This is a genomic window from Paraburkholderia sp. RL17-373-BIF-A (assembly GCF_046030175.1).
In the GTDB taxonomy this organism is placed as follows: domain Bacteria; phylum Pseudomonadota; class Gammaproteobacteria; order Burkholderiales; family Burkholderiaceae; genus Paraburkholderia.
On the sequence record NZ_JARESO010000007.1, the window covers coordinates 292,064 to 311,349 of the forward strand.

Annotated in this window: 17 protein-coding genes; 5 read left to right on the top strand and 12 right to left on the bottom strand. The window is 62.2% G+C overall.

Features of this window, described 5'->3' with window-relative positions:
* Positions 1–2 precede the first annotated feature (2 nt).
* The gene (locus P0D80_RS11805; RefSeq protein ID WP_132378843.1) at positions 3–827 is read left to right on the top strand and encodes a citryl-CoA lyase; all 825 of its coding nucleotides are present in this window, start codon (positions 3–5) and stop codon (positions 825–827) included.
* 15 nt (positions 828–842) lie between these two features.
* Here the strand turns inward: P0D80_RS11805 and P0D80_RS11810 are convergent, their stop codons facing one another.
* A complete protein-coding gene (locus P0D80_RS11810; RefSeq protein WP_132378845.1) occupies positions 843–1,607 on the bottom strand; it encodes an IclR family transcriptional regulator in 765 nt (254 codons plus the stop codon).
* Positions 1,608–1,887: 280 nt separating this feature from the next.
* On the opposite strand from P0D80_RS11810, the gene tehA reads away from it, so the two are divergent.
* The gene (gene tehA, locus P0D80_RS11815; protein WP_408283947.1) at positions 1,888–2,904 is read left to right on the top strand and encodes a dicarboxylate transporter/tellurite-resistance protein TehA; all 1,017 of its coding nucleotides are present in this window, start codon (positions 1,888–1,890) and stop codon (positions 2,902–2,904) included.
* Positions 2,905–2,952: 48 nt separating this feature from the next.
* Here the strand turns inward: tehA and P0D80_RS11820 are convergent, their stop codons facing one another.
* Together P0D80_RS11820 and bla are read right to left on the bottom strand one after the other, a co-directional pair.
* On the bottom strand, positions 2,953–3,417 hold the full coding sequence (locus tag P0D80_RS11820; protein WP_408283950.1) for a DUF4126 domain-containing protein: 465 nt from the start codon (positions 3,415–3,417) through the stop codon (positions 2,953–2,955).
* Positions 3,418–3,674: 257 nt separating this feature from the next.
* Positions 3,675–4,622 carry a class A beta-lactamase gene (gene bla / locus P0D80_RS11825; RefSeq protein ID WP_408283953.1) on the bottom strand — a complete coding sequence of 316 codons (948 nt, stop codon included), beginning with the start codon at positions 4,620–4,622 and terminating at the stop codon, positions 3,675–3,677.
* A 100-nt stretch (positions 4,623–4,722) separates the two neighbouring features.
* Here bla and P0D80_RS11830 point away from each other — a divergent pair, with 100 nt between their 5' ends.
* Entirely contained in the window at positions 4,723–5,601 is an 879-nt protein-coding gene (locus tag P0D80_RS11830; protein ID WP_408283955.1) for a LysR family transcriptional regulator, read from the top strand.
* Here P0D80_RS11830 and P0D80_RS11835 read toward each other — a convergent pair.
* Both P0D80_RS11835 and P0D80_RS11840 read right to left on the bottom strand, forming a co-directional pair.
* On the bottom strand, positions 5,598–5,855 hold the full coding sequence (locus P0D80_RS11835; RefSeq protein WP_132378856.1) for a hypothetical protein: 258 nt from the start codon (positions 5,853–5,855) through the stop codon (positions 5,598–5,600). The two genes, P0D80_RS11830 and P0D80_RS11835, sit on opposite strands and share 4 nt — an antisense overlap.
* Positions 5,856–5,923: 68 nt before the next feature.
* On the bottom strand, positions 5,924–6,421 hold the full coding sequence (locus tag P0D80_RS11840; protein ID WP_408284007.1) for a lecithin retinol acyltransferase family protein: 498 nt from the start codon (positions 6,419–6,421) through the stop codon (positions 5,924–5,926).
* Positions 6,422–6,892: 471 nt separating this feature from the next.
* Between P0D80_RS11840 and P0D80_RS11845 the strand changes: the two genes are divergently transcribed.
* On the top strand, positions 6,893–7,180 hold the full coding sequence (locus P0D80_RS11845) for a hypothetical protein (RefSeq protein WP_408283957.1): 288 nt from the start codon (positions 6,893–6,895) through the stop codon (positions 7,178–7,180).
* Between the two features lie 5 nt (positions 7,181–7,185).
* Positions 7,186–7,956 carry a PP2C family protein-serine/threonine phosphatase gene (locus P0D80_RS11850; RefSeq protein WP_132378860.1) on the top strand — a complete coding sequence of 257 codons (771 nt, stop codon included), beginning with the start codon at positions 7,186–7,188 and terminating at the stop codon, positions 7,954–7,956.
* A gap of 24 nt (positions 7,957–7,980) precedes the next feature.
* Here the strand turns inward: P0D80_RS11850 and P0D80_RS11855 are convergent, their stop codons facing one another.
* The 7 genes from P0D80_RS11855 to P0D80_RS11885 all read right to left on the bottom strand — a co-directional run.
* A complete protein-coding gene (locus tag P0D80_RS11855) occupies positions 7,981–9,336 on the bottom strand; it encodes a sigma-54 interaction domain-containing protein (RefSeq protein WP_408283959.1) in 1,356 nt (451 codons plus the stop codon).
* On the bottom strand, positions 9,336–12,392 hold the full coding sequence (locus tag P0D80_RS11860) for a peptidase domain-containing ABC transporter (protein WP_408177279.1): 3,057 nt from the start codon (positions 12,390–12,392) through the stop codon (positions 9,336–9,338). The genes P0D80_RS11855 and P0D80_RS11860 overlap by 1 nt, the downstream gene beginning before the upstream one ends.
* Before the next feature lie 67 nt (positions 12,393–12,459).
* Entirely contained in the window at positions 12,460–13,212 is a 753-nt protein-coding gene (locus tag P0D80_RS11865) for a peptidylprolyl isomerase (protein WP_408177280.1), read from the bottom strand.
* A 37-nt stretch (positions 13,213–13,249) separates the two neighbouring features.
* Complete coding sequence (locus tag P0D80_RS11870; RefSeq protein WP_132378868.1) at positions 13,250–14,623, bottom strand: beta-barrel domain-containing protein; 1,374 nt, start codon at positions 14,621–14,623, stop codon at positions 13,250–13,252.
* Positions 14,601–17,183 carry an FHA domain-containing protein gene (locus P0D80_RS11875; RefSeq protein ID WP_408283962.1) on the bottom strand — a complete coding sequence of 861 codons (2,583 nt, stop codon included), beginning with the start codon at positions 17,181–17,183 and terminating at the stop codon, positions 14,601–14,603. The genes P0D80_RS11870 and P0D80_RS11875 overlap by 23 nt, the downstream gene beginning before the upstream one ends.
* Before the next feature lie 229 nt (positions 17,184–17,412).
* Positions 17,413–18,867, bottom strand: a complete 1,455-nt coding sequence (locus P0D80_RS11880; RefSeq protein ID WP_408177282.1) for an efflux transporter outer membrane subunit — start codon at positions 18,865–18,867, stop codon at positions 17,413–17,415.
* A gap of 226 nt (positions 18,868–19,093) precedes the next feature.
* Positions 19,094–19,286: hypothetical protein (locus P0D80_RS11885; protein ID WP_408283965.1), on the bottom strand; the 193-nt coding region annotated here is incomplete at its 5' end.

The following is a 19,286-nucleotide window of genomic DNA, read 5'->3' on the forward strand; positions in this document are numbered from 1 at the left end:
ACATGACGCAAGCATTCGACGCAGCGAAGCTTGCTGCCGATTATTGGAGCACGTCGATCATCGACATTCATCCGGGCTCGATCAATGTCCGCGGGTTCCCGATTCAGGAGCTGATCGGCAATATCAGCTTTCCGCAGATGATCTGGCTGATGCTGCGCGGCGAACTGCCCGACGCCGCGCAAGCGCGTTTGTTCGAAGCGGCGCTGGTGTCGTCGGTGGATCATGGCCCGCATGCGCCATCGATTGCGATCTCGCGGATCGCGACCAGTTGCGGCTTGCCGCTGAACGGCGCGATGGCCTCGGCGATCAACGCGCTCGACGACGTGCATGGCGGCGCCGGTCAGCAGGCGGTCGAACTGTACGATTCGATCGATGCGCGCATGCAAGCCGGCGCCACGTTGGAAAACGCCGTCGAACAAGGTGTGGATGCCTTCATCGCGGCGCACGGCAAATATCTGCCGGGTTTCGGGCATCGTTTTCATCCGGTCGATCCGCGTGCGCCGCGGCTTCTCGCGCTGGTGGACGAGAATGTCCGCGCGGAGCGTATCAGCGGACGCTATGCCGCGATCGCACGCGGCATTGAAGCGCTGCTCATGAACCGCAAAAGCAAGCCCGTGCCGATGAATATCGACGGCGCCACCGCGGTGATCTACGCCGAACTCGGCTTTGCGCCCGAGTTGGCGCGTGGTGTGTTCTGCCTGTCACGCGCGGTCGGCATTCTGTCTCATGCATGGGAACAGCGCGGACGCAAAGAGCGCAACAAAGGTCCGATGCCGCGCCAGATGGCCTACACGTACACGGGCAAGCCCGAGCGGCATTTGCCTTGATCCATTTGCCCTGAACTACTTGTCCTGAACTTCGGCCGCGCGCCGCTGCGCGTTGCGCATGGCGCGCGAATCGCCGCCCAAGGCGTCGGTGGCGCGCGCGGCGCAATCAAACAGCGCGCCGAGATTGCGTTCGAGAAACGCGTGATCGATACGCGAGCTCGGACCGGCCAGCGTCACCACGCCACGCAGGCTCTGCCGCACGCCGAATACCGGCATGGAAATACCCGCCGTCTCCCGGTCGCGTTCGCCGATCGACACACAGTAGAAGTCCTCGCGAATCTTTTCGTACGGTGCGCCCGGCATGCCGTCGAAGGCGAGCAATGCGTGGCCGCCCGAGCCGCTCTCCAGCGGCAGCACGTCGCCTTCACGCACGTGAAAGCGCACCGCGTGCTTCGAATCCACGCGATGCAAACACACCCGCACCGCTTCGTCGCGCACATAGAACGACACGCTTTCGCCGCTGATTTCGGCGAGTTCGCGCATGAGCGGCACCAGAATATCGCCGAGGTTCAGGCTGCGCTGATACAGAGCGCCCAGCATGAAAGTGGCGGAACCGAGCTGATAGCGGCCGTCGTCGAGACGCAGCAGCAAGCGATGCTGGATCAGCGAGCCCGCGAGCCGCAACAACGTGCTCTTGTAAAGCCCCGTGCGCGCCGCCAGTTCGGCGAGCGTGAGCGCGTCATCGTCCGGCCGGAAGGCGAACAGAATGGCGCAAGCACGATCGATGACGGCAACACCCTCGCTTTCCTTCGTGTTCGATTTGTCCGCAGGCGTTGGCATGGGTGGCATGACTTCATAGGGAAGCGGAAATTTTACGCCATGACGCCGGGCTGTCATACCCGCCACGGGCGCTTCGGCGCCGATTCCGCGCGGAATCCGGAGCATGAGCGCAAACCACGGCGCAAACGCCCACCGAATACGGCACGTCTCATCTTGAGACGATCGCGCGATTTGTTGAGCGCGCCCAGCATTCAGCGTTTGGCCGCCGGCTTTTACAGTACGTCATCGATCGTGCGAAGCCGCAACAGCGGAGCGCGACACAACTTTCGGAGGATCGGTGATGAACAGTAAGCGTGGGACGATTCCAGTTGCCTTCTTCGGGATCGCGGTGGGCGCACTGGCGTTCGCCAATCTGTGGCGCGTGGCAATCAAGCTCTGGCACCTGCCCGCCGCCGTAGGCGACTTGATGACAGTGGCCGCGCTCGTCGTGTGGCTCGTGATTCTGGTGGCATACGGGCAAAAATGGCTGACGCATGCCGCCGAAGCGTGCGCGGAAATGCAGCATCCGGTGCAATCGTCGTTTGCGGCGCTCGGCCCCGTCTCCAGCCTGCTGGCCGCGCAGCTTCTGCAACCGTACGCGCATACGTTGGCGCTTTCGTTGTTCGGCGTGGCCGTGCTCGCGCAACTGGCGCTCGGCATGTATTTGCATGGACGGCTCTGGCAGGGCGGCCGCAAGCCTGAACTGGTGACGCCCGCCATTTATCTGCCGACCGTGGCGCCGAGCTTCGTAGCCGGCACGGCTTCGGCCGCCTTCGGTTTCCATCAGCTGGGCGCGTTGTTTTTCGGCGCGGGTTTGCTGTCGTGGCTCGCGATCGAATCGCTGATCCTGCACCGCGCCGCCGTGCATGAACCGCTGCCCGACGCATTGCGCCCGGTGCTCGGCATCCAGCTTGCGCCGCCGGTGGTGGGTGGCGTGACCTATCTGAGCCTGAGCAGCGGCGCGCCTGACCTGCTCGCCCTCGTGCTGCTCGGTTATGGCTTGTACCAGGCTCTGCTGCTCCTGCGTTTGCTGCCGTGGATTCGCCAACAGGCTTTCGTGCCGGCTTATTGGGCCTTCAGCTTCGGCGTCGCCGCCCTGCCGACGATGGCGCTTCGGATGGTCGAACGAGGCGCGACGGGTCCGGTTGAATGGGCCGCGCCGGTTCTGTTCATCGCGGCGAATGTGATCATCGCGATTCTGGCGGTGAAGACGTTGGGCTTGCTGGTGCGCGGCAAGCTGATTCCCGCCACCGCGGCTATCGGTGCCCTGCCCGCACCGCGGACATCCACCGATTCACGTATCGCACGGGCCAGCTAGACTGCCCAAACCGCTTCAGCGAGGCGCCCCGCGTCTCGCTGAAGCGCATCAACGCAACGCCATCATGATCAACGCCGCGCCGACGATCGCCACAGCATCTTCGATCAACGCCGCCGGCTGGTCCCGCCCGATCGCACGCGCCATCGCGCCGCGGACTCTCGCGCCGCCCACGGTGCCGATCACAACGCCAATCAATCCCGCGATCAACCCGTTCCCCACTCCGCCATGCGCCGCACCGATCGCCGCACCGCTCAATCCGCCGAGCACGAGACGCGCGCCGAATTGCATCGGCACGGTACGGCTAGGGGTTTTCGGCAGTTGATCGGTGATCAGTTCGACGATGGCCAGCACCGTGAAGATATACGGCGTGGCGGTGAAGCCGAGAAATGCCAACGGGGTGTCTTGCAGCGGCAACCAGCCCAGATGCGCCGCCCAACTGACCGCGGCGGGCGCGGTCATCGCGCGAAGACCGGCCACGACGCCGATCAGCAATGCCAGGACATAGACAGACATGGGGGACTCCGAATCAAGGACAACGATGCGTGGTTGAACAAGCCGACGGCTTACCTGGACGAACGTCGGCAGAAGGTGTCGAGCATTTCCATGGACAGTCAACTTCTCACCGCATCCATCGAGGCCGATTCGCAGTTGCCTCCTTTCGGTGTGGCCCTAGTGTCGCATACTTCGATCGGCGCATCGGCGGCGATGACCGCCGGATTTATCGGCCATCGCATCTTGCCGCGTTGCGTGCCTCACTGTCCGCGCCGAGATCAGATAGACGTCACCACCAGCGCGCCCACGTTCGCGATCGCCGCGTTGCTGCGTGCCGCGTCGCCATCCGTTTCAGTCAGGTACACGGTTACCAGCACCGGACCGCGTCCGGGCGGCCACAGAATCGCCACGTCGTTGGCGGTGCCGTGATCGCCCGTTCCGGTCTTGTCGCCTACGCCCCACTCCTTCGGCAGCTTCGCGCGAATCCGTGCGCCGCCGGTCTCGTTGGCCGCGAGCCAGGCCAGCAGTTGCGCTCGCGACGACGAGGACAGATGCTCGCCGAGCAACAGCTCGCGCAGATCGCCAAGCATGGCGTTGGGCGTGGTGGTGTCGCGCGGATCGCCGGGAATGGCCTCGTTCAGTGTCGGCTCGTTACGGTCCAGACGCGTGATGCCGTCACCGAGGCCGCGGGCGAACGCGGTCAACCCAGCCGGCCCGCCGAAGGTCGCCAGCAACAGATTCGCCGCTGTGTTGTCGCTGAGCGTGATCGCCGCCTTGCATAGCTCGGCGATGCTCATGCCCGCGTTTCCGGTGAGTTCGCTTGTGTGCTTGCTAGTAGCCGGCGAGTTCGACACCACGTCGCTTTGTGAGAACACCACGCGCCGCTGCAAGTCTTCCTCGCCGCGATCCGTGCGCGCCAGTACGGCGCCCGCCGCCAGTACCTTGAAAGTGCTGCACATCGGAAAGCGCTCGTCGGTCCGCAAGCCGGCGTGCAAGCCGGACATCGTATCGACGATCGACACACCCAGCCGCCCGCCGCTCGCCGCTTCGATTTCAGCGAGCCGTCTACGGATCGCATCCGCCTTGGCCAGCGCGCGTCCTTGCGCCGCCGTGCCCGTTTTCATCGCCTTGCCGGATGCCTTGCCGAACGCGCCGGCACTGCCAACCGCAACCCCAGCTATCGAAACACCCAGCATCGCGCCCGCGAACTTGCGTCTTGTGATCATCGCCGCTCCTTTGTGTGAAGCCGCAACTATCGGTTTTCCGCCGGCCGCTGACAAACGATGATAAGTTAGCCAACTCACAAGAAAAACTTATGCCTTCGCCATGAGACCGTACCTTCCGTTAAACGCGCTGCGCGCCTTCGAATCGTCCGCCCGACACCTGAGCTTCACGCGCGCGGCGCTCGAATTGAACGTCACCCAGGCCGCCGTCAGCCAGCAAGTCAGAACCTTGGAGGAGCGGCTGGGCACCGCGCTCTTCAAGCGTCTGCCGCGCGGCCTCGCCATGACCGACGAGGGCCTCGCGTTGCGTCCGGTGCTGACCGACGCATTCGATCGCATTGAGGCCGTGCTCAAGCAATTCGAAGGCGGCCACTTTCACGAGGTGCTGACGGTCGGCGTGGTGGGCACCTTCGCGGTGGGCTGGTTGATGCCTCGCCTCAAATCGTTTCGCGACGCGCATCCGTTCGTCGAACTGCGGCTGCTGACGAACAACAACCTGGTCGATCTCGCCACCGAAGGTCTCGACTTCGCGATCCGTTTCGGCGACGGCACGTGGCCCGGTTCGCTCGCGACCCGCCTGCTCGACGCGCCGCTCGCGCTGCTCTGCACGCCGGAAATCGCGGCGCGTCTGTCGAAGCCGGAGGATCTCGCCGACGAGACCTTGCTGCGCTCCTATCGCGCCGACGACTGGATGAGCTGGTTCACCGCCGCCGGTATTCCGCCACGGCCAATTCGCGGGCCGGTGTTCGATTCGTCGCGGCTGATGGTGGAAGCGGCGATGCAGGGCGCGGGTATCGCGCTCGCGCCCGCGCTGATGTTCGATCACGAGATCAACACAGGCCGGCTGGTGCGCCCGTTCGAAGTGGAGGTTCACGCCGGCAGTTATTGGCTGACATGGTTGAAGGGCAAACCCATGACGCCGGCGATGCTGCTGTTCAATCAGTGGATCATCAAGGAAGCGTCTGCGCAGGTGCGGAGCTAGGCAGCTAGCAAAGCGCGGCGATGGCCATTCATTGCGGGACGCTCCGCTTGCGGCGGAAACACATTCCACGAACCGTCGTCATGACGGAAAAAGAAGATCGACAGCAGACCGCTCGGCCGCAAGGCTTCCACACACACATAGCGCTGATGTTGCGACGCACGGTGGCAGAACTGCACGACACGTGCGGGCATCGACGGGGTCGGGGCGAGCCATTTGTCTACGGCCCAATGCAAGGACTTTTCTGCGGCGGCCATGATGTTCTCCTTGAATCCTTGAATGATTGAGTCACTAAAATGAGTCACTGAGATTCGGTGTCGCCGGTTCAGGCCATTTGCGCGGAACCGTGAACGCCCTTCGCGGTGCTTTCCACAAAAGCCTTCACGAGGCACACCAGCGCATGCATGCCGGTGCGCGGATGGCGCAGGCAGCAATGCACTTGTTCGCTACGGCTTTCGCCGAGCAGGCACCATGCGCAGAAGTGCTCGCAGTTGTTGGTCAGCAGGCGATAATGGTTTTCGCCGAGGCGGGAGCGTGCGCGGCGCACGGCTTCGTCGCCGACGTAGCGGGCGGACGGGGTTGAACGGATCGTCAGCGGATGGCCGGCGGCGAAACGTTCCAGTTCCACTTCCTCAACCGGGCCGCGATGCGCTGAACTCGCAAAGCCTGAGTAATGAACCACGCGGCCATTGCCCACATAAATGCCGTGGTGTTCGTAACCGGGGCGTTGCGTGACGAGATGCGCGCCGATCGGCAGGTCGATGGTGGACGCGGCGTCGCAGCGGTCTTCGCTGTTTTCGCTGCTGGTTTGGTTCGTGTTCATGGCTGGCCTCGCTTCGATTTCCAACACTGTTGCGAGATCTTTTGCATCATTCGGGCCATGTGCGCGAAAGCCTTTATTTAAAGGGCTTCGCGGGAAAACGAGACGTTCGGGATACGACGAGTGTACGTTGCGGGCCGACAGAAATTTGGCCAAAGTGTTGGCGAGCGGCGCTCTTTTGTCGCTGCGGTGGAAGGGGATGTGCGTCGATTGAAACGGCGCGGCGAGCACGAGGAATGTGTTGGGTCGCGCACCGTTTCGAGTGCGGGCATGTTGGCTGCCAGCCGACCGATGAATTCATGCGCGCAGGTGCCCTGTATACGCAAGCTCGCGGAATGGCCCGGCAATCAAGGCGTTACGACAAACCGCCTGAATCACTCACGAATTGGCATGACACTTGCACTATAACGGCCAGATACTTCTTAACCGCGCGTCACCGCGCGCGTTACACACGCGGCCAACCGGAGAAACGACATGGCTTCTATTACAGTAAGCGACCTCTCGCTGAACCTCGCGCTAGATCGTAAAGCGATGGCGGCGATCCGCGGCGGCGGCGGCGCCCCGTGGGTGTACGGCTGGATTCAGCCTTATGTACGCGATACGCCGAGCTTTGGACCCGTCGTGAACCTGTACGATGTGACGAACAACTTCTATGCTAACCAGATGATCAACACGTTCCAGTCGGTCGATGTACGCAACACCGGCGCGAACTCGAACATCAGTGTCTCTCCCGAAGCACGCAGCAGAAACGATACGGTGTAAGCGTTGTGACCTGTGCGAGCCAATTTCGCTGGACGTCGTCCGCGCGCTCCGACGCCGGGCGCGTCCGCGAGATCAACGAAGATGCCTGCCTCGACCAGTCCGCACTCGGACGCTGGGCCGTCGCCGACGGCATGGGTGGACACGCGGTCGGCGATCTGGCGAGCCGTCTGGTGATCGATGCGCTTGGCCGGCTCGCGTCACCGGTCAGCATGAAGTCCTTCGTCGCCGACGCGCGCGCGCGCCTGCAAACCGCCAATCGTCAACTGCGGGAAGAAGCCGCGCGCCGTCAGGTGCAGCGTATCGGCAGTACGGTCGTCGTGCTGCTCGCCTGCGATCGTTTCTGCGGCTACATCTGGGCCGGCGACAGCCGCCTGTACCTGCTGCGTGAAGGCAGCCTGCGGCAACTCACGCGCGATCACAGTCAGGTGGAAGCGCTCAAGTCGCTCGGCGTGCTCACCGAAGAAGAGGCGCGCCATCATCCGGCGCAGCACATGATCACGCGCGCGGTTGGCGCCACCGACGTGCTCGAACTCGACGACGATGCCATCGAGGTCGCGGACGGCGACGTCTTCCTTCTCTGCAGCGACGGCCTGAGCAACGAAGTCGGCGAAGAAGACATGCTCGCTGTGCTGAGCAAAACGGCTGGCGCGAACGCGTCTGAAGAACTCGTCGACCTGGCGCTCGCGCGCGGCGGCCGCGACAACATCACCGCCGTGGTCGTGCGCGCCGAAGACCCTAATGCGTCAGACAAAACTCTGCTTAACCCGGCGCCATGAAGCTATTGCCGTGACGCCGCGGTCTCAGGTCTCGTTGTCTTCATCGTCGTGGTCTTCAGCACCGTTCTTGTTCCCGGCCGGCTGATTGCGGTTGCGGAAATCCTTCGAATGCAAGCCGTGTTTCTTCAGAAGCATCTGCAGATGCGAGCGGTTCATGTCGATACGACGCGCGAGTTCCGCGACCGTGCCGCTCACTTCTCGAAGGCCGCGCTCGAGAAAGGCTTTTTCGGCGTCGTCGCTGGCGGCACGCTTTGCGTCGCTCAGCGACATCAGGTTCGCCACGCTGATCGGCTCCTGCCCCGTTGCGGTCGTGGCGCTGGCTGCCACCGCCGAGCCGGGCGCCGCCGGCCGCATGTCCACCGGCAAATGTTCGACATCGGCCATATCGCCGGCCAGACACGACACCCGATACATCACGTTGCGCAACTCGCGGATATTGCCCGGATACGCATAGTTCAGCAGAAAGTCCCGCAGACGCGGCGTCATTCGCACGGGCCTGCGCTTTAGCGTGCCGGCGGCTTCATCGCCGAACCACGCGATCAGCAGTGGAATTTCATCGCGACGCTCCCGCAGCGGCGGCAACGTCACATGAATCACGCTGAGCCGGTAGAACAGATCCTCGCGGAACTTGCCCTCTTCGCTGAGTTGCCGCAGATTGCGATTGGTCGCCGCGACGATGCGCGTATCCACCGCAATCGTTTCATCGGATCCGACGCGCTGAATCTCATGCGCTTCCAGCACGCGCAGCAGTTTCACCTGGCCGGCCAGCGGCAACTCGCCGATTTCGTCGAGAAAGATCGTACCTGTATGCGCGCTTTCGAATTTCCCCTTGCGATCATTCGAAGCACCCGTGAAGGCGCCCTTGCGATGCCCGAACAATTCCGACTCCAGCAGATTGTCGGGAATCGCGCCGCAGTTCACTGAAATGAAGGGTTTGTCGGAACGCGAGCCGTTGGCGTGAATCACTTTCGCCATCAACTCCTTGCCCGTGCCACTTTCGCCATCGATCAACACGGGTAAATCGGTCGGCGCCGCTTTCTCGGCGATTTCGAGCGATTCGAGCAGGCGTGGATTGTCGCCGAACGTCCCTTCGAAAATGAAACTGCGTTCGAGCAACGCTTTGCGGCGCGCGCCACGCGATAGATCGCCGCGCTCCTGCGGCTCCGCGGCCACCGCCGCTTGCACGAAGCGCTCCTTGTGCGAGAGCTGCATCACTTCGTCGCGCAACGAGGTGGCTTGCCGGAGCAGCTTGTCGATGTCCGCGCGCTCCAGCCGTGACGACCAGCGCAATGTCGAGCGCAAAATCTCGATCCGCTCGATCAGCCCCGCGTACGAAATCGCGGGGCTGGCCTCTTCAACCTGGTCGAGTATCTTCATCATCACGCACTCAACTGTTTCTGGACCAGCTGGTAATACATGCCGCCGCGCTGGATCAGTTCATCGTGACGGCCCTGTTCGACAATCGCCCCTTCGTACAGCACGAGAATCTTGTCCGCACGCATGATCGTGCTGAGCCGGTGCGCGATGATCACCGCCGTGCGGCCCTTCAGAATGTCGTGCATATTGCCGAGGATGTTGCTCTCCGATTGCGAGTCCAGTGCCGAGGTCGCTTCGTCGAATACGAGCAGACGCGGATCGTGATATAGCGCCCGTGCAATGCACAGCCTTTGGATCTGCCCGCCGGACAACCCAATTCCGCGTTCGCCCACAATCTGCTCATACCCGAGCGGCATCTTGCTGATGAATCCATGCGCGTCGGCCATCTTCGCGACTTCCTCGATGCGGCGCCGGTCGGGCGCGTCGTCGCCGCTCGCGATGTTCTCCGAGATCGTGCCGGAGAACAGCAGATTACTTTGCATCACATAGCCGATCTGCGCACGGTAATAGGCTTTGTCGACCACGCCGAGATCGTAGCCGTCGATCGTCATCTTGCCTTCGGTCGGCGCGTAGAAGCCGACCAGCAATTTCGCGAGCGTCGTCTTGCCCGACCCGCTGCGCCCGACAATCGCCACCAGTTCGCCGGGTTTGATATCGAAGCTGATGTTTTCGAGCACGTACGCCGAGTCGTTTTCGCCGTAACGGAAATAGACGCCGCTGAGGCTGATTTCGCCTTGCAGTTCGGGCAGCATCACACGTGAAGGCAAATCCTGAGGCTTCTGCTCGGGCTCGATATCGAGCACATCGCCGAGGCGCTCCATCGCCACACCCGCGTCGTTCAACATGCTCCACAAGCCGACCAGGCCCATGAGCGGCCCCAGTACGCTACCCATGAATGCATTGAACGCGATCAACTGACCAATCGTCATTTCACGCGCGAGCACGAGATTCGCACCGACCCAGAGAATCGCAATCGTCGTCGCGGAGTTCAGCAACTGACTGCCGAGTCCCACGAGAATGTTGAACGCGTGCGCGCGATATTGCACTTCGAGTGCCTTCGCGTACTTCTTCTCCCAACGCAGACGCACCGGCCGTTCGATACCCATGCCCTTGATGGTCTCCACGCCGGCGAGCGCTTCCATCAGAAATGACTTCGATTCGGTCGACGCGGTGAACACTTCGCGCGCATAGCCTTTGATCTTCGGCGTGGCGATCGCGGTCAGCGCCATGATCGGAATGACGAACGCGATCAGCACCAGCGTCATCTTCACGTTGTAGACGAACATGATCGTGAAGTAGATGAACACCATCAGCAGATTCAGCGCCGTGGTGACGGTGGATTCGGTGAGGAACGCGCGGATCGTCTGGTTCTCCTGGAAGCGCGCGAAAATGTCGCCGGTCTTGCGCTTGGCGAAAAACGAAAACGGCAGCGACATGGTGTGCTTGAAGAACTGCGACATCATCGCGAAGTCCATGTTGCGCACCATGAAATTCGCGAGGTACGCGCGAATCGACGACATCAATTGCGAAAAGACATTGGCGATGATCAAGCCGCCAATCAGCAGATGCAGCAGGCTGACATTCTGATGCACGATCACGCCGTCGAGAATGTTCTGGATAATCAGCGGGGGAATCACGCCCAATACCTGAATCACGAAAGTGGCGAGAAACAGGTGGCCGAGAATCTTTTTGTACGGCTTGAGGTAGCCGACGAAGCGTATCCACGGCGAACGCGCGGCGGACATTTGCAGCAGATGCGGTCCACCTGTAAACAGCAAACAGGTGCCGCTCCAGCCGCGTTCGAAATCCTCCACGGTCATTTTTTTGAATCCGACCGCAGGGTCCGCCACCCACACGTAATCCTTGGAGAGCCCGTACACCACGACGTAGTGATAGCCCTCCCAGTGCACGATGAACGGCAGATCGAAACCGCGCAACGAATCGAAGGTACATTGCACGCCGCGCGCCGTGAAGCCGAGCGATTCACCGGCGCGGGCGAGACTGTCAAGCGTCGCGCCCTGGGTCGTGACGTTGGCCAGTTCGCGCAATTTGCCGAGCGTCATCGGAATGCTGTAGTGGCGGCATACCATCGCAAGGCACGCTGCACCGCAATCCATTTCTTCGGCCTGTTCGACCAGCGCGAAGCGTTTGATGACTTTCTCGCCGAACTCGGGCTTGCTCTGCAAATCGAGCATCAGCGGCAGCTTGCGCCGCTGTTCGACCCGCTTTTGCCGCTGCAATTCGCGGTCGCCGTAGCGAATCCGCTCGTCGAGCACTTCGCGCAGCTTCGGATTGCGTTCGAGAATGAAATGGACCGTGCGCTCCGGAATCACCAGCAGCCGCGTATCGGTCGTCGCGACCACCGACGCCATCTGCTCCTGGCGCATCAAGCAAGCTTTCTCGCCGAATATTTCGCCTTCGCCGAGCGTGGCGAGCGTGTAGTCATGCCCCTCCTCGTGCCGCACGATACGCACTGCGCCTTGGCGCACCACGTACAGGCGCCGGTCCTCGCGGCCGTCCTGCTTGAGGATTTCCTTGCCCGCAGCCACCCGTTTCACGCCGACGCTGCGCACATACTCTTCGAGTTCCGCCTTGTTCAGCTTGCCCCGCAGATCGAATAACTGCGCGACGAAACCGCCCGCCGAATTGATCGCCACGTAGCTGGCAACGAAAGCCAACGCAGCCTGATTGCCGGCCATGACCGGTTCGATCGCGGCACGCGGAATGAACAGCAATTCGGTTTTCGCCGATGCCCGCACTGACGCTTCGTGGACATAGGTACGCAACATCGCAATATCGGCGAAGATCTCGCCCGACTTGCGCACCCCCATGCTGGTTTCCTTGCCATGCTCTTCCGTGAAGATCCGCACGGAACCCGAGCGAATCACGTACAGCCCGTCAGCCGTCTCGCCCGCGGAACAAACCGTTTCGCCGAACGAATAGAAGCGCGCTTGCGCATATTCGGCAAGACGCTCGATCTCATCGCGCGAAAACGGCGAGAGAATTTCCACCGAGGTGAGAAACTCGGCTGCGGAAGGCGCGGTCTGGGGTGCATCCATGTGCTTGCGGACCTCGAATCGGCGTGTCGTTGCGTTGTTTCAATACGGCGTGCTAGCCCCGATCGGGCTAGCGCGCTTCGATCACGTGCTCCTGAGCGCGTGCAATCAGCCAGCCCTCGCGCAGCAGCCGCCGGACTTCGGAGGCCACGTCAGCGTCGAGCGTCGCCGGATATTTGGCCGTCACGGCGAAAATCTCGAAGCACGAGCGATCCGCCGACGGAAACGGACCAAGCAGATCGCCCACCGCCGCGTTGAAAATCTTCGCTTCGATTTCCGGCTTCAACGAGCCGCGCAGCACCTTGCCGATTACGCCGCCCGCTTCGCGCGTATCCGCGATCGAATGCTCGCGCGCCATGTCGGCGAAACTGTCGGGATCGTCGTGCAGGTACGAAATCATTTCCTTCGCCTTGCCCTCGCTGTCGAGCACGATGTGGCTCACTTCGATCGCATCGAACTTCGGCGAATTCAGCGCGAAGTAATCCTTGATCGCGACCTCGTTGCCGATCTCGTCGAGCATCTTTTCCTGATACAGGCCGTCGGTAATGAAGGCCTCGAATTCGTCGAGGCTGACATTGAGGGCGTCGAGGTACTGATTCATATCCGTCGCGCGATGCAGGCCTCGCACGCGGCGGAACTGATCGGCGCGTTGCTGGATTTCATCGGCGGTGACAGTCATGCCTTGCTTCTTCGCCGCGTGAACCGTGAGCTTGTCGCGCACGATCTGCTCGATCAGGCTCTCGAACTGGCCGGTCAGTTTCAGAAGACGAATAAATTCGGCCACGTCCACGACTTCGTCATCGATTCGCACTATCGCGGTCATTTCTTCCGCTCCTTTAATTGACGTGTGATCCGCGCGGTCATCCCGCAACCTGCCTGAACGGATCGAGACCCAGATCGATCAGGCGCCGCTCGCGCACCACGATCTCAGCGCTTGCCGTCATGCCGTAGCGCAACGGATAGCGCGTGTCGGCAATCTGGTAGTAATTTTTGTCGAGCGTGACGCGGCCTTCGTAGACCGGCTGCTTGTCCGTCGCCGACGGCTTGGTGGCCGGCGAAATATAGGCCAGCGTGCCGCTGATCAGCCCATAGCGTTGATACGGAAAGGCGTTGAATTTGAGCTTGACGGGCAGGCCCTCATGCAGAAACGCGCGATCGTGTTCAGCAATTTCGATCTTCAGCACAGGCCGTGCGTCTTTGGGCGCAATGCCGCCGAGCGGCGCGTTCGCCTGAATCTTGTCGCCGCGCTGCGTCGACGTCACGTCGGTGATGACGCCCGAGACCGGCGCGAGAATCAGCAGGAAATTGTCTTTGTCGATGTTCTCGAAGCGAATCCGCGCGGCCGCTTCGGACACCAGCCGCGCACTTTGCAGTTGCAGGCGCAACTTGTCTTCCGCGTCGGTAATGTCGCGCACCGCCGAATCGTATTGAAGCTGCAGGTCGGTGGTCTGCTGGCCGCTGGTTTCCAGTTGCGCATTTGCCTGCGTATATTCGTGGCTCAAGCGGAAATCCAGCTCTGCGAGCTTCGATTGCGCGACCCGGTACGCGTTATCCGCTTCCATCGCCGCAGTGCGTTTCTGCTCCACCTGCAATTCGGCAATGCCGCCGCCGCCCGGCTGCGCGAAGAGACGCGAGTAGCGGTCCAGTTCCTGACGCGCCGCTTCACGCGTGCGCCGGGCATTGTCGAGGATGCTGCGTGCTTCGTCGAGTTCGGCCTTCTGCCCTTCCGCGAGTTTGGTGGTGCCTTCGGAGACGCGATTTTCGTGCTGGCGCGCTTCCACTTCCATCTGCGTCTTGAGCGCGGCTGCTTTGCGCTCCAACAGCGCCTTCTTCTCGGGGAATTGCTTCCAGTCGCGCTCGGCGTCTTCCAGTTTGAGTTGGGCTTGCAACGCGTTGCTGGCGGCCTCGATCGCGCCACGCGCATTCAGGCGCGCGAGCACGTCGCCTTTCGACACCGGTTGCCCCTCGGCGATATACAGATCGGCGAGTTCGCCGTCGATCGGCGCATAGATCCGGCGCACCTCCGATTCCGGCGACAAAGTGCCTTGCGCGCTGACGATCACGTCCGCGCGTCCCACGAACGACCACAACAGCCCGACCACGACCAGCGCGACCATCGCCCAGATCAGCGCGCGCGCGAGCCGCACCGGCTCCGCCATCAGAATCGCGATGCCCTCGACGCTGTGATCCTCCAGCGCCTCCGACAACGGCCTAGGGTGATTGTCGCGTTTCACTCTGCTCGCCCCCGATCAATGCCAGCTTCGCTTTCAGAAGTCCCGGATCCAGCACCATGCGCAACTCCGTCAGCGAACGGCGCTGCAAATTGGTTTCGGCCTCGATATCCGCAAGCAGCCGGTCGAAGTCGGCGGGATGATCGGCCTTCAATTGCGTGTAGATGCGCATGCCTTGTTGCGCCGACGTTTGCGCGTCGGAAAGCAGACGCGCCTCGCTGCGAAATCCCGGCGAAATACCGGCTTCGAGACGCTGCGTACCGCCGATCGAGCCACCCGCGCGATACTGTTTCCACAGACTCTGGGCGCGCAACAGCAAGTCTTGCGCACGCGCCAGCGCTTTGTCGTGCAAGGCGGCGACGTCTTTCTGGATCGACTGCAGGAACCACACGTCCGTTGCCGGGTCGAGGCTCGCGTAGAACGACAGCAGGCGCTGGTCGTAATCCTTGTCGCCGTGCGTCTTCTGCAATTGCGCGTACTGATCGAGCAGTGCCTTCTTGTGCGCCAGTTCCGCCGCGAGCACGTCGGACCAGGGCCCTGCGGGCATGGCCTGCAAACCGGCCAGCGCCTGTTGCGCGTCGCCACGCCGCCATGCCGCTGTCACCGCGTCATGGCGCGCAATCACGTCTGACGAAGGCAAACGGCTGGCCGCCAGCTGTTGAAATTGAGACTGAAAAGGCGGCGTGCTAAAGCGCGCCGATTTCAACATGGCGAGCAACGGCACCAGTTGCCGGCTCAGCGCGGCGTTCAACAAATCCGTGTATTGGCGCAAATCCTGACGCAGCCGATCAATGCCGGCGAGACGCGGATAGCGCTGTGCGTAATCGTCGAGCACGGGAGGCAGCGCGTCGGGTTTGTCGCGCGCCAGTTCGGTGCGGATCGTCCCATTCAGACGGTCGATGGCGGCGAGGTACACCGAATCATCGCTTTCCAGTTTACGCAGATGGCTCAGCGCCTGCGCATAGGGATCGGCGAACACGGGCACGTAGGAAGCGATGCGGTCGAGCGCGCGCTGATGGCTCTTCGCGTCGTCTTCCCAGCGTTGCAGCAGGTTGTCGATCGTGCCCTCATCCACGTACATGCGAATCGGCGCGTCCATGCCGCCGCGCGCCGCGACGAAACGCTCCAGATCGCCCACCCATTGCAACTCGCCGATCAGCGACGCGGCGTCCGCATTGTTCGCGCTCAGCGAGCGCATCTCCTTGAGCAACGCGTCGGCTTGATCGAACTGAGCCTTTTGCAGCGCGTTCAGCCAGCTGGGGAGCTTCGCCTTCAACAACGCTTCGCTCGCTAGCGCGCTGACTTTGGTGTCCGTGGGATGGTTCGCCAGATAGCCCGATGCCGCGGTGACCGCGCTCGTGTAATCGCCGTTCGCCAGCAGGTTCTTCAACTCGCGCTCCGACGAACCGCGCATGTAAAGCGCCGACGCAATCGCCACTATCACCACGACGCCCACGCCGCCCCATGTCGCCATGCGCCGCACGCTCGCGCGATCGTCGATTGCAAACGCCTTGCCGAGTTCGCCCGCGAGCAAGCGCCAACGGCGCGGCCGGCCCTTCGCGGCGGCCGTGCTGGCAGCGCCATTCGCACCGTTGGTTCCGTTCGTGCCAGTCGCCCCTCTTGCCGTGCCGGTCGGCGCGTCGCGCTTCGCATGCGCGGACGCGGCCTGTGCCGCCTCGTTGACTTCGTCTTCGCGTTGGAGGCCGGGGTCGACGCAAAAGATATCGAGGAATGAATGCGCGGCGCCGACGAAGGTGGTCTTGTCGGGATCGGCTGCTTCGTCGGCGGCCGGATTGAGGAATAGTTGTGTCACGGTGGGCTCGACTTCAGGGGGTTTCTGCAGCGTCACCCTGTAGACGAAGTGGTCTCCGCCAAATGCAACGAGGTCGCCCTCTACCAGTGGCAGCGCGGACTCGTCCAGCCGCTTTCCGCCGACGAATGTGCCGTTGGTGCTGCCGAGATCTTCGACATAGAGCTCGCCACCCTTCAGAAAGATATGCGCGTGACGGCGCGAGATGTAATTGACCTGATGCGGATAGCGGTCCTTGTAGCGCGAGAAGACTTCGTCCGCTTTGCTGACCAGAAACGGAAATGCCTGCACCTCGATGGGTTGCAGGCCGAGATCGTCGCGCTGCGGCACGAGCAGCAATCCCGGTGCGGTGGGCGAACTCGCGGCCGCCACGATACGCGCGCGCGGCTCGATGCTCACCCGGTAGCAGAGCTCGCCGCCGAAGCACAGTTCGTCGCCGGCGCGCACGCGGGCCGGTGTTTGCCGCACCGCCACGCCGTTCACCGTCGTGCCGTTCTTGCTGCCGAGGTCGGCGACGTAGACCGCGCCGTGTTCCGTGAAAACCCGCGCATGACGGCGCGACAGGCGCGCAATCCGCTCGGCGGGATAGTCGGTAAAAGGTGCCTCGCTGCGCCCGATTGCAAACAGGTTGTCGACGATCCGGATCGCGTCGAGCGCGGGACGTTGCGCGGACGCAGCCGGCGACAACACCACGTCGAACGCGGCGTCTTCTGTCGCGCGCATCTCAGCAATCGGAGCTTCGCCGGCGGCCATTTTATCTGGATCACTAAGCGTTTACCCGCTGCGGCGAGAGCGCAACGGAAACGGGACGAAGGACTACGGCGGAAAGATATTGTTCGAGTGAGCCGTGCAAAAACCGGCCCCTTAAAGATTGTAAGTCACACATGGCGAGTGTCAATTTTCCGATCGTCGAATTATGAAGGCAACGAGTGCGTCAGATACAGCCGAAATACCCACGCTGCGCGCCACATTGCGGATTAGCTCAGTGTTCCTTTACTTCAGCCTGCACGTCGACGCTCGGCCAGCCGCCGCCCAGCGCTTTATAAAGCAGCACCGTGTCGGACAGAATCTGTTGATGGTTGGCGAGCAATTCCTGCTGCGCCTCCAGCAAGGTCCGTTCGGTTTCGAAAACCTCCAGTTGCGACACCACGCCGAGGCGCAATTGCGACTGGATCTGGTCCGCGACGATTTGCAGCCGCGACACCTCCTGCTGCAACTCCACCCGCTGTTCCTTGTGCGAATTCACATTGACGAGCGAGTTTTCCACTTCCTCGAACGCGGTCATCACCGCCGCGCGATACTGCTGTTCGGCCACCGTCGATTGCGCTTGCGTGACTTTCACATGCGCCCGCACGCCGGGATCGAGCAGCGGAATGTTGATGCTGGGCATAAAGCCGTACGTGAACGATTTCAGCAGATCGGTCAGCGCAAAACTCGCGGTGCCGGCGTGCCCGGTCAGGCTGATGGTCGGCAGTTGCGCGAGCTTGGCCTGCCCGACGAGGTCGTACGCTTCCAGCACTCTGAACTCGGCGGCCACCACGTCGGGACGGCGCGCCAGCAGTTGTGCGGGCAGACCGTCCGGCACGGGCGGCAATTGCACGCGCTGCTGCAAATGCCCCTTGGGCATCCGAAACTCGCCCGCCGGCACGCCGATCAGCGTGCAAAGCGCGTTATTGGCCAGCGCGCGTGAACGGCGCAGGTCGAGCAGTTGATTGGTCAGGCGGTTGATCTCCGCCTGCTGGCGCAACACCTGGGTTTGCGGTATGAGGCCGTTGCGGCGCTGGCCGTCGTAAATCGCGAGAATCTGCCGGTTTGTTTCGAGCGTTTTCTGTTGCTGCTCGATCTGGTCGTCGAATTGCAGAATCTGGAAGTACGTGCTGGCCACGTTCGACACCAGTTCCAGATAGCCGGCGCGCCAGTCCGCCTCGCTGGCATGGAATTCGGCCTTTTGCGCCTGCACGCCCTTTTCGACTTTGCCCCAGATATCAATGTCCCAGTTCACCTGCGTCGCGAGGTTGTACTGCTTGGAGAAGGTCTGGTGCGTGGTCTTTTCGAAATCGGCGCCGAAGCCGAGATCCATGGTCGGCAAGGCGCCCGCTTTGGCTTCGCCGATCTGCGTGCCGGCCACGTCGATACGCGCGGCCAGTACCTTGATATCGAAGTTGCCGGCAATCGCCTTCGCGATCAGCGTGTCGAGATAGGGATCGTGGAAGCCTTTCCACCAGTCGGGTTCGATCGTCGCGGCGGCCGATACGGGCGCGCCTTTCTGATCCGACCACGAGGCTTTGGCGGGCGTGTCCGGACGCTTGTAGTCGGGCATGCTGACATCGACACAGGCCGACAGCGAAAGCGCGCATACCGTCGCCGCGCAAACGCAGCGCAGCGCAGATGTCCTGCGGAAGAAGCGCTGACGAGCTGATGAAAGCAACGCTGACACGATGGTCTCCGATGGCGCCCAATTCGTTGCACGAGTGGAGCGCGCCCTTTAAGTAAAGCATCTCCTGCGCGGCTTCACCATCGAAGCGATGCAAGAAGATCGGCGCGGGAATCGGGCGGTGAAACGGGGGGTCGCGTGAAAAGAACGATTGGCTGCGAAATCTTTTTGAGGAGCGGCCGGTAAGAGTCCGCGGAGGCTGTCGTGCCTCCGCGGCGGCCTGCGCCGTTTAGTGCACGTTGATGTTGTTGCTGGCGTACACGTGCGGGTTGATCGTGGACGAGATGCCCGAGACGAACGCTGCGTTGTTGCCGTTGGCGTTCTGGATGTTCATCGTCGTGTTGATCAGCTGGGTGGCGTCGACGGTCTTGCTGTTGTTCGGCGCATACACGGGCATGAAGTTGAAGTACGACGAGGACGGA

What these genes read in the sequence shown, in the direction of transcription:
- P0D80_RS11810 (WP_132378845.1), bottom strand. Translation starts at nt 1,607, where the DNA reads ATGCCAACGCCTGCGGACAAATCGAACACGAAGGAAAGCGAGGGTGTT.
- tehA (WP_408283947.1), top strand. Translation starts at nt 1,888, where the DNA reads ATGAACAGTAAGCGTGGGACGATTCCAGTTGCCTTCTTCGGGATCGCG.
- P0D80_RS11840 (WP_408284007.1), bottom strand. Translation starts at nt 6,421, where the DNA reads ATGAACACGAACCAAACCAGCAGCGAAAACAGCGAAGACCGCTGCGAC.
- P0D80_RS11820 (WP_408283950.1), bottom strand. Translation starts at nt 3,417, where the DNA reads ATGTCTGTCTATGTCCTGGCATTGCTGATCGGCGTCGTGGCCGGTCTT.
- P0D80_RS11835 (WP_132378856.1), bottom strand. Translation starts at nt 5,855, where the DNA reads ATGGCCGCCGCAGAAAAGTCCTTGCATTGGGCCGTAGACAAATGGCTC.
- P0D80_RS11875 (WP_408283962.1), bottom strand. Translation starts at nt 17,183, where the DNA reads ATGGCCGCCGGCGAAGCTCCGATTGCTGAGATGCGCGCGACAGAAGAC.
- P0D80_RS11805 (WP_132378843.1), top strand. Translation starts at nt 3, where the DNA reads ATGACGCAAGCATTCGACGCAGCGAAGCTTGCTGCCGATTATTGGAGC.
- bla (WP_408283953.1), bottom strand. Translation starts at nt 4,622, where the DNA reads ATGATCACAAGACGCAAGTTCGCGGGCGCGATGCTGGGTGTTTCGATA.
- P0D80_RS11845 (WP_408283957.1), top strand. Translation starts at nt 6,893, where the DNA reads ATGGCTTCTATTACAGTAAGCGACCTCTCGCTGAACCTCGCGCTAGAT.
- P0D80_RS11865 (WP_408177280.1), bottom strand. Translation starts at nt 13,212, where the DNA reads ATGACCGCGATAGTGCGAATCGATGACGAAGTCGTGGACGTGGCCGAA.
- P0D80_RS11860 (WP_408177279.1), bottom strand. Translation starts at nt 12,392, where the DNA reads ATGGATGCACCCCAGACCGCGCCTTCCGCAGCCGAGTTTCTCACCTCG.
- P0D80_RS11830 (WP_408283955.1), top strand. Translation starts at nt 4,723, where the DNA reads ATGAGACCGTACCTTCCGTTAAACGCGCTGCGCGCCTTCGAATCGTCC.
- P0D80_RS11855 (WP_408283959.1), bottom strand. Translation starts at nt 9,336, where the DNA reads ATGATGAAGATACTCGACCAGGTTGAAGAGGCCAGCCCCGCGATTTCG.